We start from the raw sequence: 14,621 nt of genomic DNA, 5'->3' as shown, positions 1-14,621 counted from the left end.
CTCAGCAGAACCAGCCCGACTGGACCCAGCCTCTCTTGTTGACGTTGCCCATGGCGTAACCCTCGGCCCAGTCACCGCTGGGCGAGTACCGCGACAGCTCGAAGTGGTCGCCGCGGTAGAGCGTGCCGACGATGACGCCGGCGGGCTGCGTCCGGACGTACAGATCGGTGGCGCAGATCTCGTGGACGGTCCCCGCCGAAGCGGCGGGGGCGAGGGTGATCGCCGCGGACACGGCGAGTGTCGCGGCCGCGAGACCGCCGGCGATGCGTGCTGTGGTCATGTCTTTTCTCCCGTCAGTCCAGTGAGAAGCAGCTGCGGAGCAGGAAGCCCCACTTGCTCGCGCCGTGCCAGAAGACGTCGGCCGAGTTGTGGTCCGACGTGATGTACCGGACGCCGATGTAGTTGCCCTGCACGAGCGTGTCGATCGGGTCCGAATGCCCCTGCCCGGCCGTGTAGTTGCCGAAGAGCGTGGCGGACGAGCAGGTGATGTGGGCGGCGCGCGTCGGCACCCACGGGTCGCTGATGGTCCCGCTTCCACTTTGGACGGTCAGGGTCCCGGCCTGCGCGGGCACGCCGCCGAACCCGGCCGCCGCCGCGGTCAGCGCGACCACCGCACAAGCGCGTTTGACGCTGGTGAACGTCATCATCGGTCCTTTCCCCAGCGGTTTCTCCGCTGCTCGGAAAAGAACTACCGAGTAGTAGGCACGGGCGGAAGCCCACGTCGTGACCGTGTGTGCACAGTTCGGGTCCCGGTGTGCACCCGCCCAGGTCAGGCGTCCGCCGCCGGACCGGGTCCGCGGCGGCCTCGTCCCCCGGCTGGGTGTGACCACATCCGGGGCGGCGCGACATACTGAGGCCATGCCCCGTCCGAAGCACGTCCCCGCGAGCGATCTCCGGCTCCCGGACGCACTGGAGCCGGGGCGGCCGAAAGGCGACCAGCTCCGCGAAATCATCGAAAGCGTCGCGACGGAGGCGGGCCCCGGCCGACTGATGCCGTCCGAACGGTTCCTCGCCGAGCACTTCCAGGTCGCCCGCGGCACCGTCCGCCAGGAGATCAACCGCCTGGTCGCCGACGGCGTCCTCTACCGCCAGCACGGCACGGCGACGTTCACCGCCCAGCGGCAGGCGGCGCACATCGACATGCTGACGTCGTTCACCGAGGACATGAACGCCCGGGGCGTCGTCCCCAAGACGAAGGTGCTGCACGCCGAAATCGAAAACGCGGGCCCCCGCATCGCCGGCCGCCTGAACGTGCCCCCGGGCGCGCGGGTGTTCCGGCTGGAGCGGCTGCGGTACGTCGAGGACGAGCCGTTCGCGGTCGAGCGCACCAACCTGTCGGTCGACCGGTTCCCGGACATCGAGCTGTTCGACTGGGAGACCCAGTCCCTGCACCGCACGCTGGAGGAGCGCTGGGGCGTCCGGGCCGACTGGAACGACACGGCGATCTCCGCGGTCCTCCCGAACACCCACGACGCGGGCCTGCTGGGCATCGAGGCCACCCAGCCGTGCCTGATCATCGAGGGCACGTTGCACGACCAGAGCGGCGGCGTGATCGAGGCAGGCCGCTCGCTCTACCGCGCGGACCGCTACACGGTCTTCACCCAGGCCCGCCGCAGCGGCGGCTAAGCCCCTTCCAGTCACCGTGTCGGCGCCGCGGCGGCGACTAGGAAGTGTCCTGTAAGTCATCGGAGCCAGAGGACGATCGCGGCGATAGTCAGTTCGGCCTGGTAGTAGGCAGCACGTTTGGCGTAGCGGGTGGCCAGGTCACGGAACTGTTTGAGCCGGTTGAAGCACCGCTCCACAACGTTGCGCTGCTTGTAGACCTCCGCATCGAAGACGGGTGGCCGCCCGCCGCGGGAACCCTTCGCCTTTACGGCGGGCGATCTGGTCATCACGTTCGGGGCTGACGAAGGTGATCCGCCGTCGGCGCATCGCCTCACGGGTGAAGGGATGCGAATACGCCTTGTCCGCGATCATCGCCTCCGGCCGACATCGTGGCCGGCCCCGCCCGATCCGGGCGACGCTGATGCCATCCAGCAACGGCACCAACTGCGGATTGTCCCCGGCGGTTGTCGACGGCGAGATGGATCTTCGTGCCCAGTCCGCCTCGGGACCGCCCGAGTCCTTCTCCGTCGAGGGCGAGGGCTTCGGTGTCGCTGCCGCATCCCTTTTTCCGGGCACCGGCGGAATGCCGGTGCGCCCTGACCACGCTGGAGTCCACCGAGATGACCCATTCGAGGTCGCCGACGGAGTCGTCTTTGACGATGACGTGGTCGAGGATCTTGTCCCAGGTCCCGTCTGCAGTCCACAGCCGCGGTTTCCAGAGGATCGCGTTGATCACCTGGCGGTGATCCCGCCACCGCCGGCCACCGCTTTGTTGCGGTGGCAGCAGCGGTTCGATCACTGCCCATGCCGGTCTGTCAGTTCTCCTCGGCCAACCACCGCACACGATTACCAGAGGTCCAGCTCAACCGCTTACAGGCCACTCCCTAGGCGTAGTGGCTCTTGAGCAGCTTCGAGCAGTGCTCCACCAGCACCTCCGCCGCGTCCGGGCCGAAGAGCGTCACGTACGACTCGTAGATGCCGTCGCGGTGGCCGTTCGCGTCCGGCAGGTACCCGAGGTAACCGTCCGTGTAGCCGATCACCCGCGTGTGCCGGAACGGGCTGCCGCGGCGGATCCGCAACCCCAGGGACGCGAACAGCTCGAACGGCGTGTGCAGCCAGGCGATCTCCCCCAGGGACACCACGCTGACCGGCACCTCCGCGCACCCCGTGGGCCGGTCGCTGGCCGCCATCACGGCGAGCATCGCGCACCCTTCGTAGCGGGTCTGCGCGATCCGGACCGACGGGTGGTCCGAGCCGTGGCGGGCGAGTTCGCGCTGCCACTCGCCTTCGGCCGACTCCCGCAGCTCCAGGCTGTCCGCGATCGACGGGACGTCGCGGTAGGGCAGGTACAGCGACGACCGGGTCAGCCGGACCGGGCCGGTGGCCGCCGCCGGGGACGCGGCCTCGAGCGTCCGCGAGATCGACGTCGCGAGGTGGCCGCCGAGGGTGCGGACCTCGTCGTGGTCACGGCCGCGGCGGACGAAGCGGGAGCTGGCGTCGCCCGCCGCGCCCTGCAGGAACGCCGCGACCGGCCGGCCGATCAGCGCGGCCAGCTCACGGCGGGTCGCGCCCGGCCAGTCCGCGGACCAGCTCAGGTTCTCCGGGCCCAGCACCGTGGGGTGACTGGCGTAGTCGAACAGCAGGGCGGCCGGCGTGTCGTCGTCGCGCCGCAGTTCGAGGACGCCGAACGAAGTGTCGTGCGGGCCGTCGGGGTCGTAGCGGTTGCTGCCGACGGCCTCGGTCTCGCCCGCGTGCCAGCGGGCCCGGACCCGTCTTCGGCAGGCGCGCAGCAGGGCCGCGGCGCCGGTGACCTTCTCCGTCATGCGCTCGACCAGGCCGGTGTCCCGCTGCCCGGGCAGCCCGGGGTGCAGCGGGCCGGTCCAGCCCTCGGGCCCGGAGTGCGTGTGCGACGCGCAGACGAGCACGCGCTCGGGGTTGATGCCGACCGCGTCGGCGACGGCGTCGGCCAGGGTGCGGGTGAGCCCGGCGTCCACGGCCAGCGCGTCCAGCGCCACCCACAGCACGCCGGGGTCGTCTTCGGTGGACAGCCAGATCAGCGACGCCTCGAGGTCGTCGTGGGTGCCGGTCGCGACGCCGTTGCGGGCCAGGTAGCCGCCGAGGGGGTGCCCGGGACCGGGGGTGATCCGCACGTCCTGCGCGGCGAGCAGGAGCGAGGCGGTCACCAGGTGGATTCCAGGACGTCGACGACGCCGTCCCGGCCGGCGGCGCGGGCCACCCCGGCCAGCTCGGTGACGTCGCCGGCGGGGTGCAACAGCACTTCCAGCAGCATCGGCAGGTTCAGCCCGGACACCAGCTCGACGCGGGCCGGCCCGCCGGCCGCGAAGGTGCGGACGGCGTTGAACGGCGAGCCGCCGTGCAGGTCGGCGAGCACGAGCAGCTCGGTGGCGGCGCCGGCCAGCTCCCGCAGCCGGGCGCCGAAGTCCTCCGGCCGGTCGGCCGGGTTCAGCTCGCAGACCTGCAGCCGCGACTGCGGGCCGAGGATCATCTCGGCCGCTTCGCCGACGCCCGAAGGCAGGCTGCCGTGCCCCGCGAGAATGATCGGGATCGACATGACGGGCTCCTAACTCTTCGCAGGCCCGGCGGGGGCGAACCAGCCGAGCCACCCCAGTGCGACGCCGGCCACCATGACGACCGCGATGATCCAGATCGGCCGCATCCGGGCCTTCACCACCAGCAGGTACACCCCCGCCGTGACCAGCACCGGCAGCAGGAACGGCACCAGCTCGTCGAGCCGGTCCTGGATCGCCACCGCCTGCGTCACGGGCTTGCCCTGGACGGTGGTGGTCTGCCGGTAGGTCAGCGTGGTGACGACCTTGACGATCGACGGGATGAACCCGCCGAGCACCACGAACCCGAGCACCGTCGCTCCCTGCGCGACGCGGGCCAGCGCGCCGGCCGCGAGGTGCCCGGCCAGCCGCTTCCCTTCACGGTACGCGAACCCGAACTGCCAGCGCCGGATGAGCGCGTAGGGCACGAGCACCATGACGGCGGCGAACACCGGGCCGAGCCAGTTGCCCTGCAGGGCCCAGGACGCGCCCATGGTGAAGATGATGCTGTTGTACAGCGCGAAAACGAGGGTGTCGCCGATGCCGGCGAGCGGGCCCATCAGCGCGACCTTGGTGCTGGCGGCCGACGTCGGCGTGCCCGCTTCTTCCAGCGCGACGGCGGAGCCGAGGATCAGCGGCCCGCCGACGAGCACCGAGGTGTTGAAGAACTGCATGTGCCGCTGCAGCCCGGCGGCGTAGTCGCCCTTGTCGGGGTAGAGCCGGCGCAGCACCGGTTCCATCGCGTACGCGAAACCGAGCGCCTGCATCCGTTCGTAGTTCCAGGAGATCTGGCTCGACCAGAAGTACCGGCGGTAGGCGCGGCGCAGGTCCTGCTTGGTCAGCCGGGGGTCCACAGTGGACTCTTCGCCGGCCGGAGCGGCTTCCGCCGCGGACGTCACGACCGCCGGTTCCTCGCGGCTGAACGTCACGAACAGCATCGCCACCGCGACGCCGACCAGCGCGACGCCCAGCACGGGCAGGTGCAGGTAGGCGAACCCGACGAAGCCGATGAGCAGCAGGTACCAGTACTTCGGCAGCTCCATCATGCTCAGCAGCAGCGCGAAGCCGACCGCGGGCAGCAGCGAACCGGCCAGCGTCATGCCGTCCACGAACCCGGCCGGGATGTTCGCCGTGATGTCCTTGACCAGCCCGCCGGACGCGGCGAGCGCGGCGAGGAACGTCGGGATGGCGCGCACCGCGACCCACGGGATGAGGCTCACCCAGTGGATCATCGCCATCCCGCGCGCGTTGCCGTCGGCGGCGTAGGAGTCGGCGCGGTGCACCAGCCCGGTCGTGACCATCTTGCCGACCGGGTCCAGCGCGGACAGCAGGACGGCCGCCGGCAGCCCGACGCCGAGCCCGACCGCGACCTGCGCGGACGTGCCCCCGGCGGCGCCCGCGGCCAGCGCGGTGCCGACGATCGCGCCGGTCTGGTAGTCCGGGATCGTCGCGCCGCCGTAGGTGTAGACGCCGAGCGCGGCCAGTTCCAGCGTCGCGCCGATCAGCAGGCCGAGCAGCGGGTTGCCGGTGATCAGGCCGGCGACCGAACCGGCGATCAGCGGGCGCTGGGCGTAGATCAGGAACGGGCCGAGCCCGTCGTAGGTGCAGTAGACGGCCCAGACGGTCAGGGCCAGAGCGACGAGCATCCCGGGCTCACAGCCCCTTTCGGTCGAGCAGCGCGACGAAGTCGGCGGGTTTGTCCTGGGGCATGAGCTGGGTGACGACCGGGACGCCGGCCGCGGCCAGCTTCCGGTAGCCGGCCGCCTCGTCCGCGGTGACCGCGATCGAGCGGGTGACCATCGTGTACCCGGGGCCGGGCCGGGGCGCGGCGTTGCCGACGTTCACGACCTCGGGCAGCAGTCCGCCCTCGACCAGGCGGAAGACGTCTTCGGGGTGCTTGGCGATGATCATCGCCTCGGCGACGGCGGGCGCGAGCAGGGTGTCGGCGACCGAGAGCACCTCGGTGGGCAGGCCGCGCGCGGCCTGCGGGAGCAGCAGCCGCTGCAGGTCGTCGGCGGCGACTTCGTCGTTGCAGACGAGCAGCCGGCGCACACCGAGACGACGGGTCCAGGCCACGGTGACCTGCCCGTGGACCAGCCGGTTGTCGATGCGAACGTGCGCCCCCGCCATGTTTCTCCTCCCAGATGGCAGGAGACATCCTGGTTCGTCGCAGTAGCGAAGTCAACACTGCGTGTGACCGAACACATGCGGCCAGGAGACAGCCTCGCGCGGGCCGACGGCAGGACCCCTCAGACCTCCCGTCGGCCCCGAGCGCGCGAAGCCTCTTCACCTACCCCGGCGTGAATCCCCGGACCCTCCCATAAAGGTATATACCAGTATGGACCGTCTAGATCGACTGTCAAGACCCGTACCGCTCAGCGGACCACGAACACCGGACGGCGCCGTCGATCCGTGACCGGTTCACCCCAAGCTGTCCGTTCTTGTCAGTGACGGCCATCGGGCCCCGCTCCTATCATTCCGAGTGGTCTAGACCGCCTGCGTACTTCTCGTCCACTGCCGCATCGGGAAGGCGGATTCGTCGTGACCGCAAGAACCTGGCGCCTCGCCGCGCTCAGCACCGCCCTCGTGTTCGCCACCGCGTTGCTCCCCTCCGCCGGGGCCACCGGCAACGATGGCACCGAACAGCTTCCAGCCGACCTCCGGACGCCGTCGGCCGCCGCCGCGGCACCCCTGTCGACCGTCTGCGACGGCGACGGCACCAGCGGAAAGCGCGTTCAGGCGCTCTACGTCCGCGGGACCGGGCAGGCCGACCGGTACTCCCAGTTCGCCGCGCAGTTCCAGACGTTCACGAGCCAGATCGACGACGCCTTCGTCGAGGCCGCGGGCCGGCTCGGCGGCGGCGTCCGGCACCTCCGCTACGTCACCGATTCCAGCTGCCGCGCCACCGTCGCGAACGTGACGATCGCACAGGGCGACATGGCGACCGTCGACACGATCACCAACGCCATCAAGGCGCAGGGCTACAACCGCGCCGACCGCAAGTACGTCGTCTGGTACGACAAGGACGGCTGCGGCCTGGCGTTCGGCAACGGCGGCAACGACAGCCCCGGCGCGAACAACCCGTACAACGCCGGCCCGCACTACGCCACGGTCGGCACCGGCTGCTGGTCGTGGCAGGCGACCGGCCACGAACTGCTGCACACCCTCGGCGCCGTCCAGGGCAGCGCGCCGCACTCCACGCCCTACGGCCATTGCTGGGACGACGAAGACATCATGTGTTACGACGACGGCGGCATCCCGAACCCGCCGGGCGGGCTGGTGAAGGTCTGCCCCGGCGCACCGGAGAACCAGATCGACTGCGGCGGTGACGACTACTTCAACACCAACCCGCCGGCCGGCGGTTACCTGGCGACACACTGGAACGTCGCTAACAGCGCGTACCTGATCACCAGCGGCACCGCGAATCCGTCGGGCGCGATCACCGGGATCGGCGGCAAGTGCGTCGACGTCAGCGCGTCGAACACCGCCAACGGCACCGCGATCCAGCTGTGGACCTGCAACGGCACCGGCGCGCAGCGGTGGACGTCGCAGAGCGGGACGCTGCGGGCACTCGGCAAGTGCCTGGACGTCGCGTCGAGCGGCACCGCGGACGGCACGCTCGTGCAGCTGTGGGACTGCAACAGCACCGGCGCGCAGACGTGGCAGGCCCGTTCCGACGGCACGCTGCTGAACCCGCAGTCGGGCAAGTGCCTCGACGCGACGGGCAACGCCTCGGCCGACGGCACCCGGCTGCAGATCCGGTCGTGCGCCGCGACGGCGAACCAGCGGTGGCAGGTGCCGGCCTGATCTTTCCGTGATTTTTTCGCGAAGAGGTTCCCCTTCGGACGGAAACTGGCAGAATGCGGAATGACCTGCCGGTTTCCGTCCCCACCGGGAACTCCTCGGGAACTCGTCGAAATACCGGCAGAAAGCGCGCAACCTGGCCGCGCCCTCGTCGTTAAGCGCAACGCCGGTCGCCACCCGTTCACGCGGGACGCCGGCACGCTGCGAAGCCGGGCCGTTACGGCTTCGCTCAGGGAGGGAAAGCAATGCCGGCCGTTACCGCGAACATCGTCCCGCTCCGGCACGCGCGCCCGGGGGTCGTGGCGTACGTGAAGAGCCCGGACGAATGGTTCGTCGCCAACAGTGGCTGGATCCAGGGCAGTGAAGGCGTCGCGCTGATCGACACGTGCGGCACCGAACAGGCCACGCTGGAACTGGTCCGCGACGTCCGCAAGTACGCGCCCGAAAGCGCGCGGCAACTCACCGTGGTCGTCACGCACGCGCACGGTGAGCACCACAACGGGGTCGGGGTCGCGTTGCGCGACGGCGGGACCGTGCTCGCCGCGCCCGCGAGCGTCGAGGTCGTCAAGGCCGGGCCGCAGACCTACGGCAACGTCTTCACCTGCACCCAGTGGGGTGTGCTGGAACCGCCGGAACCCGCCGCGGTCCGCCCGGTCGTCGGCTGGAAGCGGCTCGACCTCGGGGACGCCGTCGCCGACGTCGTGGCCGTACCGGGCACCGCGCACACCGCGGGTGACCTGGTGGTGCACGAGCCACGCTCGGGCACGCTGTTCACCGGCGACCTGGTGTTCATCGGCAGCACGCCGATGGCGGTGCACGGCTCGATCCCGGGCTGGCTCGACGCGCTCGACTGGCTGCAGGACACGTTCCGCCCGCGGACGCTCGTGCCCGGCCACGGGCCGGTCGCGAACCCGGGTCACAGCGCCGTGCACGCGATGCGCGTCTACCTGGAGTGGCTCCTGGACGCGACCGCGCGCAGCCGCGACTTCTCGAAGCTCGCGACCCAGGCTTCGCTGCGCTGGCCGACGTGGAGCAACCCGGAGCGCCACATCGGCAACCTGATGCGCGCGTACGCCGACCAGCACGGCCGCAAGCTCGACGTGGACCTCGCGGTCGACGCGGTGATCGCGGCGGCGGGCGGGCGCATCGACCTGGACTACCTGCTGGGCGCCGAACCGGTCCGCCGGATCTCCTAGTCCCGAACGCCCCAAGGCCGCCTCGGGGCGTCAGGAATCCGCGCCACCGAGGCTCTCGAGGAGCTTCCGGAGCATCTCCGCCAGGTCCTCCCGCTCGTCGTCTTCGAGCGCGGCGAGGACGCGGTGTTCCGTCGCGACGTGGTCCGGCAGCGCGCGGTCGATCAGCTCGCCGCCGACGTCGGTCAGCTCGACCCGCACGCCGCGGCCGTCGGCCTCGTTCGGCGTGCGGCGGACCAGGCCACGGGCCTCCAGCTTGTCGAGGCGCTGGGTGATCGCGCCGGAGGTGACCATCGCCGAGCGCATCAGCTCCGTCGGGGTCAGCCGGTACGGCGGCCCGGTGCGGCGCAGGGTCGCGAGGACGTCGAAGGTCGCGTGGTCCAGGCCGTGCCGGGCGAACGTGCGCCGCAGCTCGGCGTCGACCAGCACGCCCAGCCGGGACAGCCGGCCGATCACGGCCATCGGGGAGACGTCGAGGTCGGGGCGCTCGGCGTGCCACTGCTCCAGCACCCGGTCCACGTGGTCGGCCATCGGCCCAGCGTAACCGATGTCTTAGCGGTAAGTGAGCAGTGGCAATCTACCTTAGCGCTGAGCTATATTAGCTTAGTGCTAAGCAATCGACTGCGGGTGGCCACCGCCCTCGCCCCGGTCATCTGGGGCTCCACCTACCTCGTCACGACCGAGCTGCTCCCACCCGGCCGGCCGCTGCTCGCCGCGGTCGTCCGGGCCCTGCCCGCCGGGCTCCTGCTGGTCGCGCTCACCCGGCGGCTGCCGCGCGGCAGCTGGTGGTGGCGGTCGCTGGTGCTCGGCACCCTGAACATCGGCGCGTTCTTCGCGCTGCTGTTCGTCGCCGCCTACCGGCTGCCCGGCGGCGTCGCCGCGACGCTCGGCGCCCTGCAGCCGCTGCTCGTCGCGGGCCTGTCCACCGGCCTGCTCGGCGAACGGCTGACGCGGCGCACCCTGCTCGCCGGCGTCGCGGGCGTCGCCGGCGTCAGCCTGCTCGTGCTGCGGTCGGACGCCCGGCTCGACGCGCTCGGTGTCGCCGCGGCGGTCGGCGGCGCGGTCGTGATGGCCACCGGCATCGTGCTGAGCAAGCGCTGGTCGCCACCCGCTCCCCTGCTGGCGACCACCGGCTGGCAGCTCGTCGCGGGCGGGCTGGCGCTCGTGCCGCTCGCGCTCGCCGTCGAAGGGCCGCCGCCGTCGACACTGTCCGCGGCGAACTACGCGGGTTACGGCTACCTCGCGCTGATCGGCGCCGCGCTGGCGTACCCGCTGTGGTTCCGCGGGATCCGCGCGCTGTCGCCGACGCACGTGACGTTCCTCGGGCTGCTCAGCCCGGTGGCCGCGACCCTGCTCGGTTGGCTCGTGCTCGGCCAGCGCCTCGGCGGGTGGCAGCTGCTCGGCGGCGCGGTCGTGCTCGCCGCCGTCGTGACCGCTCAGCGACGGACGCTGGGCCGGACGGCTGCTAATAACTATCAGCCTTTGACAACGTCTCCGCGCGCCACCGACTCTGAAGTGGTCTGAACAACTCGTGATCACCGGCCTCGACGAGGAGGCGCCCCCGTGCGTACGAGATGCCCCATCCGACGGCGGTTTTCCGCTCTGGCCGCGACGCTGGCCGTCGCCGCCGGGCTCGCGACCGCCGTCGCCCCCGCCGCCGACGCGGTCCCGGCCACCATCCCGTTGAAGATCACCAACAACTCCGGCCGCGGCGACCAGGTCTACGTCTACGACCTGGGCACGAACCTGGCGACCGGGCAGCAGGGCTGGGCCGACGCGAACGGCACGTTCCACGCCTGGCCGGCCGGCGGCAACCCGCCCACCCCGGCGCCGGACGCGTCGATCCCCGGGCCCGCGAACGGCGGCTCGACCACCATCCGGATCCCCAAGTTCTCCGGCCGGATCTACTTCTCCTACGGGCAGAAGCTGGTCTTCAAGCTCACGACCGGCGGCCTGGTGCAGCCCGCGGTGCAGAACCCGTCCGACCCGAACGTCAACATCCTGTTCAACTGGTCGGAGTACACGCTCAACGACGCCGGTCTCTGGCTCAACAGCACCCAGGTGGACATGTTCTCCGCGCCGTACGCGGTCGGCGTGCAGCCGGCCGGCGGCACGACGAAGAGCACCGGGCACCTGAAAGCGGGCGGTTACAACGGTTTCCTGAACTCGTTGCGCGGCCAGTCCGGCGGCTGGGCCAACCTGATCCGGACCCGCTCGGACGGCACGGTCCTGCGCGCGCTCGCCCCGGGCCACGGCATCGAAGCGGGCGCGCTGCCGGCGACCGTGCTGCAGGACTACATCAACCGCGTCTGGACGAAGTACAGCTCGTCGGCTTTGACGGTGACGCCGGTGGCGGCCCAGCCGAGCGTGAAGTACACCGGCCGGGTGTCGGGCAACGTCATGAACTTCACGAACACGTCCGGCGGCTTCGTGACGGCGTTCCAGAAGCCCGACTCCGACAGCGTCTTCGGCTGCTACAAGAACCTCGACGCCCCGAACGACGTCCGCGGCCAGATCTCGCGCACGCTCTGCGCGGGCTTCAACCGCTCGACCCTGCTGACGAACGCCAACCAGCCGGACACCAGCTCGGCAGGCTTCTACTTGGACAGCGTCACCAACCAGTACGCGAAGAAGATCCACGCGCAGATGGCGGACGGCAAGGCGTACGCGTTCGCCTTCGACGACGTCGGCAACTACGAGTCCCTGGTCAACGACGGCAACCCGGCGACGGCCTACCTGACGCTGGACCCGTTCAACTGAGCCGCACGCAGTCCGTTTCCGGCGTCACCGGTGTCCGCCCGAGCACGTCCAGCCCGGGTACGGTGCGCGCCGGAACGGGCTGCGCCGTACCGACTTTGACCACCACCCCAGCCGGTTGGCCGCACGCGGCCAGCTCCACCACCAGCAACGGCACGACGAGCATCGTGGTCCGGATCCGCATGAGCCACCCACCCCGCTTCGCTCCACACTCCCGTGGAGAACACGTGAGGTGGCGCCCCGCGGTTCAGCGCGGCCGGCCTCGTGAGTGTTTAGGGCGGTTAGAACCGCCCTAAACACTCACGACAAGCCGCGGCAGACCGTCAAGCGCCGACGTAGGCCGCCAGGTGCTCGCCGGTGAGCGTCGAGCGCGCCTCGACCAGTTCCCGGGGGGTGCCTTCGAACACGACCGTGCCGCCGTCGTGGCCGGCGCCGGGACCGAGGTCGACGATCCAGTCCGCGTGGGCCATCACGGCCTGGTGGTGCTCGATCACGATGACCGACTTCCCCGAGTCCACGAGCCGGTCGAGCAGCCCGAGCAGGTTCTCGACGTCGGCCAGGTGCAGGCCGGTGGTCGGCTCGTCGAGGACGTAGACGTCGCCCGCGGAACCCAGGTGCGTGGCCAGCTTGATCCGCTGGCGCTCACCGCCGGACAGCGTCGTCAGCGGCTGGCCCAAGGTGAGATAACCGAGGCCGACGTCGGCGAGCCGCTGCAGGATCTTGTGCGCCGCGGGGAGCGTGCCGCTGAAGAACTCCTCCGCCGCGGCCACCGACATCGAGAGGACCTCGCTGATGTCCTTGCCGCCGAACTTGTACTCCAGCACCTCGGCCTGGAACCGCTTGCCCTCACACACTTCGCACGGCGTCGCGACGCCGGCCATCATGCCCAGGTCGCTGTAGATCACGCCGGCGCCGTTGCAGTTCGGGCAGGCGCCTTCGGAGTTGGCGCTGAACAACGCCGGCTTGACGCCGTTCTCCTTCGCGAAAGCCTTGCGGATCGGCTCGAGCAGCCCGGTGTAGGTCGCCGGGTTGCTGCGCCGTGAGCCGCGGATCGCGCCCTGGTCGATCGAGACGACACCCTCGGCGCCCGCGACCGAACCGCGGATCAGCGACGACTTCCCGGAGCCCGCCACGCCGGTGATGACGGTGAGCACGCCGAGCGGGATGTCGACGTCGACGTCCCGCAGGTTGTGCGTGTCGGCGCCGCGGACTTCCAGCGCGCCGCCGGGCTTCCGGACGTCGTCCTTGAGCTTGGCCCGGTCGTCGAGGTGGCGGCCGGTCGTCGTGTCGCTCTTGCGCAATCCCGCGACGGTGCCCTCGAAGACGACCTCGCCACCTTCGGAACCGGCCTTCGGCCCGAGGTCGACGACGTGGTCGGCGATCGCGATCGCCTCCGGCTTGTGCTCCACGACGAGCACCGTGTTGCCCTTGTTCCGCAGCTGCAGCAGCAGTTCGTTCATCCGCTGGATGTCGTGCGGGTGCAGGCCGATCGTCGGCTCGTCGAAGACGTAGGTGACGTCGGTGAGCGACGACCCGAGGTGCCGGATCATCTTGGTGCGCTGGGCTTCCCCGCCCGACAGCGTGCCCGACGGCCGATCCAGCGAGAGGTAGCCGAGGCCGATCTCGACGAACGAGTCGAGCGTGTGGCCCAGCGCCTCCAGCAGCGGCGCCACCGACGGCGCCTTCAGGCCGCGGACCCAGCCGGCGAGGTCGCTGATCTGCATCGCGCACGCGTCCGCGATGTTCACCTTCCCGATCTTCGACGACCGCGCCTCCGGGCTCAGCCGCGTGCCGTCGCACTCCGGGCAGGTGGTGAACGTGACCGCCCGCTCGACGAACGCGCGGATGTGCGGCTGCATCGCGTCGACGTCCTTGGACAGCATGGACTTCTGGATCGAGGGCACCAGCCCCGAATACGTCAGGTTGATGCCCTCGACCTTGATCTTGGTCGGCTCCTTGTAGAGCAGGTCGTCGAGCTGGCGCTTGGTGAACTTCTTGATCGGCTTGTCGGCGTCGAAGAAGCCGCAGCCGCGGAAGATGCGGCCGTGCCAGCCCTCCATGCTGTAGCCGGGGATGGTGATCGCGCCCTCGTTGATCGACTTCGTCTCGTCGTAGAGCTGGGTGAGGTCCACGTCGTTGACCGCGCCCCGCCCCTCGCAGCGCGGGCACATGCCGCCGAGGACGCTGAAGCTGCGACGCTCCTTCGTGGTGCGGCCGCCCTTCTCGAGGGTGACCGCACCGGCGCCGCTGATCGACGCGACGTTGAAGGAGAACGCCTGGGGCGAGCCGATGTACGGCTTCCCGAGCCGGCTGAACAGGATCCGCAGCATCGCGTTGGCGTCGGTCGCCGTGCCGACCGTGGAGCGCGGGTCGGCGCCCATCCGTTCCTGGTCGACGATGATCGCCGTCGTCAGCCCGTCGAGCACGTCGACGTCGGGGCGCGCCAGCGTCGGCATGAACCCCTGCACGAACGCGCTGTAGGTCTCGTTGATCAGCCGCTGCGACTCCGCGGCGATCGTGCCGAACACCAGCGAGCTCTTGCCCGAACCGGAGACCCCGGTGAACACCGTCAGCCGGCGCTTCGGCAGCTCGACCGTGACGTCCTTGAGGTTGTTGACGCGCGCGCCGTGCACCCGGATCAGGTCGTGGCTGTCGGCTTCGTGTGCGGCCTTGCTCATCGTGTCTCCATGGTCTT

At 70.6% G+C, this 14,621-nt stretch carries 14 protein-coding genes and 1 pseudogene; 5 read left to right on the top strand and 10 right to left on the bottom strand.

Annotated elements, in window-relative coordinates:
• Position 1 precedes the first annotated feature (1 nt).
• Both OHS18_RS37925 and OHS18_RS37920 read right to left on the bottom strand, forming a co-directional pair.
• A complete protein-coding gene (locus OHS18_RS37925; RefSeq protein WP_247061473.1) occupies positions 2-280 on the bottom strand; it encodes a hypothetical protein in 279 nt (92 codons plus the stop codon).
• A gap of 13 nt (positions 281-293) precedes the next feature.
• Positions 294-644, bottom strand: a complete 351-nt coding sequence (locus tag OHS18_RS37920; RefSeq protein ID WP_328444312.1) for a hypothetical protein — start codon at positions 642-644, stop codon at positions 294-296.
• 214 nt (positions 645-858) lie between these two features.
• Here OHS18_RS37920 and OHS18_RS37915 point away from each other — a divergent pair, with 214 nt between their 5' ends.
• The gene (locus OHS18_RS37915; RefSeq protein ID WP_328444314.1) at positions 859-1,626 is read left to right on the top strand and encodes a GntR family transcriptional regulator; all 768 of its coding nucleotides are present in this window, start codon (positions 859-861) and stop codon (positions 1,624-1,626) included.
• Between the two features lie 56 nt (positions 1,627-1,682).
• On the opposite strand, the pseudogene OHS18_RS37910 reads toward OHS18_RS37915, so the two are convergent.
• The 5 genes and pseudogenes from OHS18_RS37910 to OHS18_RS37890 all read right to left on the bottom strand — a co-directional run bounded on the left by OHS18_RS37910 (position 1,683) and on the right by OHS18_RS37890 (position 6,302).
• Positions 1,683-2,442, bottom strand: a pseudogene (locus OHS18_RS37910) (IS5 family transposase).
• Positions 2,443-2,489: 47 nt separating this feature from the next.
• Entirely contained in the window at positions 2,490-3,788 is a 1,299-nt protein-coding gene (locus tag OHS18_RS37905) for a hypothetical protein (RefSeq protein WP_328614012.1), read from the bottom strand.
• Positions 3,785-4,177, bottom strand: coding sequence for a PTS sugar transporter subunit IIA (locus tag OHS18_RS37900; protein WP_328444318.1), 393 nt, complete (start codon positions 4,175-4,177; stop codon positions 3,785-3,787). Before OHS18_RS37900 ends, OHS18_RS37905 begins: the two co-directional genes overlap by 4 nt.
• Before the next feature lie 9 nt (positions 4,178-4,186).
• Complete coding sequence (locus tag OHS18_RS37895; protein ID WP_328614011.1) at positions 4,187-5,818, bottom strand: PTS system mannose/fructose/sorbose family transporter subunit IID; 1,632 nt, start codon at positions 5,816-5,818, stop codon at positions 4,187-4,189.
• 7 nt (positions 5,819-5,825) lie between these two features.
• A complete protein-coding gene (locus tag OHS18_RS37890) occupies positions 5,826-6,302 on the bottom strand; it encodes a PTS sugar transporter subunit IIB (protein WP_328444322.1) in 477 nt (158 codons plus the stop codon).
• Between the two features lie 411 nt (positions 6,303-6,713).
• Here OHS18_RS37890 and OHS18_RS37885 point away from each other — a divergent pair, with 411 nt between their 5' ends.
• Both OHS18_RS37885 and OHS18_RS37880 read left to right on the top strand, forming a co-directional pair.
• Positions 6,714-7,979, top strand: coding sequence for a ricin-type beta-trefoil lectin domain protein (locus OHS18_RS37885; RefSeq protein WP_328614010.1), 1,266 nt, complete (start codon positions 6,714-6,716; stop codon positions 7,977-7,979).
• Between the two features lie 242 nt (positions 7,980-8,221).
• Entirely contained in the window at positions 8,222-9,172 is a 951-nt protein-coding gene (locus OHS18_RS37880) for an MBL fold metallo-hydrolase (RefSeq protein ID WP_328614009.1), read from the top strand.
• Between the two features lie 30 nt (positions 9,173-9,202).
• Here OHS18_RS37880 and OHS18_RS37875 read toward each other — a convergent pair whose 3' ends face one another.
• Positions 9,203-9,700 carry a MarR family winged helix-turn-helix transcriptional regulator gene (locus tag OHS18_RS37875; RefSeq protein WP_328444327.1) on the bottom strand — a complete coding sequence of 166 codons (498 nt, stop codon included), beginning with the start codon at positions 9,698-9,700 and terminating at the stop codon, positions 9,203-9,205.
• Positions 9,701-9,796: 96 nt separating this feature from the next.
• Between OHS18_RS37875 and OHS18_RS37870 the strand changes: the two genes are divergently transcribed.
• Entirely contained in the window at positions 9,797-10,693 is an 897-nt protein-coding gene (locus OHS18_RS37870) for an EamA family transporter (RefSeq protein WP_328614008.1), read from the top strand.
• A gap of 39 nt (positions 10,694-10,732) precedes the next feature.
• Complete coding sequence (locus OHS18_RS37865) at positions 10,733-11,929, top strand: glycoside hydrolase family 64 protein (RefSeq protein WP_328614007.1); 1,197 nt, start codon at positions 10,733-10,735, stop codon at positions 11,927-11,929.
• Here the strand turns inward: OHS18_RS37865 and OHS18_RS37860 are convergent.
• Positions 11,922-12,110, bottom strand: coding sequence for a hypothetical protein (locus OHS18_RS37860; protein ID WP_328614006.1), 189 nt, complete (start codon positions 12,108-12,110; stop codon positions 11,922-11,924). The genes OHS18_RS37865 and OHS18_RS37860 overlap by 8 nt on opposite strands.
• A gap of 139 nt (positions 12,111-12,249) precedes the next feature.
• The gene (locus tag OHS18_RS37855) at positions 12,250-14,604 is read right to left on the bottom strand and encodes an excinuclease ABC subunit UvrA (protein ID WP_328614005.1); all 2,355 of its coding nucleotides are present in this window, start codon (positions 14,602-14,604) and stop codon (positions 12,250-12,252) included.
• Positions 14,605-14,621: the final 17 nt, after the last annotated feature.

Origin of the sequence: Amycolatopsis sp. NBC_00355, from assembly GCF_036104975.1 — a bacterium.
Taxonomy (GTDB): domain Bacteria; phylum Actinomycetota; class Actinomycetes; order Mycobacteriales; family Pseudonocardiaceae; genus Amycolatopsis.
The sequence above is the reverse complement of the archived record's forward strand: the minus strand, read 5'-3'. Positions and strand labels throughout refer to the sequence as shown.

Excerpts from the sequence above, each read along its gene's own strand:
- OHS18_RS37925 (WP_247061473.1), bottom strand. The coding sequence starts at position 280 with ATGACCACAGCACGCATCGCCGGCGGTCTCGCGGCCGCGACACTCGCC.
- OHS18_RS37920 (WP_328444312.1), bottom strand. The coding sequence starts at position 644 with ATGACGTTCACCAGCGTCAAACGCGCTTGTGCGGTGGTCGCGCTGACC.
- OHS18_RS37915 (WP_328444314.1), top strand. The coding sequence starts at position 859 with ATGCCCCGTCCGAAGCACGTCCCCGCGAGCGATCTCCGGCTCCCGGAC.
- OHS18_RS37900 (WP_328444318.1), bottom strand. The coding sequence starts at position 4,177 with ATGTCGATCCCGATCATTCTCGCGGGGCACGGCAGCCTGCCTTCGGGC.
- OHS18_RS37895 (WP_328614011.1), bottom strand. The coding sequence starts at position 5,818 with ATGCTCGTCGCTCTGGCCCTGACCGTCTGGGCCGTCTACTGCACCTAC.
- OHS18_RS37890 (WP_328444322.1), bottom strand. The coding sequence starts at position 6,302 with ATGGCGGGGGCGCACGTTCGCATCGACAACCGGCTGGTCCACGGGCAG.
- OHS18_RS37880 (WP_328614009.1), top strand. The coding sequence starts at position 8,222 with ATGCCGGCCGTTACCGCGAACATCGTCCCGCTCCGGCACGCGCGCCCG.
- OHS18_RS37875 (WP_328444327.1), bottom strand. The coding sequence starts at position 9,700 with ATGGCCGACCACGTGGACCGGGTGCTGGAGCAGTGGCACGCCGAGCGC.
- OHS18_RS37860 (WP_328614006.1), bottom strand. The coding sequence starts at position 12,110 with ATGCGGATCCGGACCACGATGCTCGTCGTGCCGTTGCTGGTGGTGGAG.
- OHS18_RS37855 (WP_328614005.1), bottom strand. The coding sequence starts at position 14,604 with ATGAGCAAGGCCGCACACGAAGCCGACAGCCACGACCTGATCCGGGTG.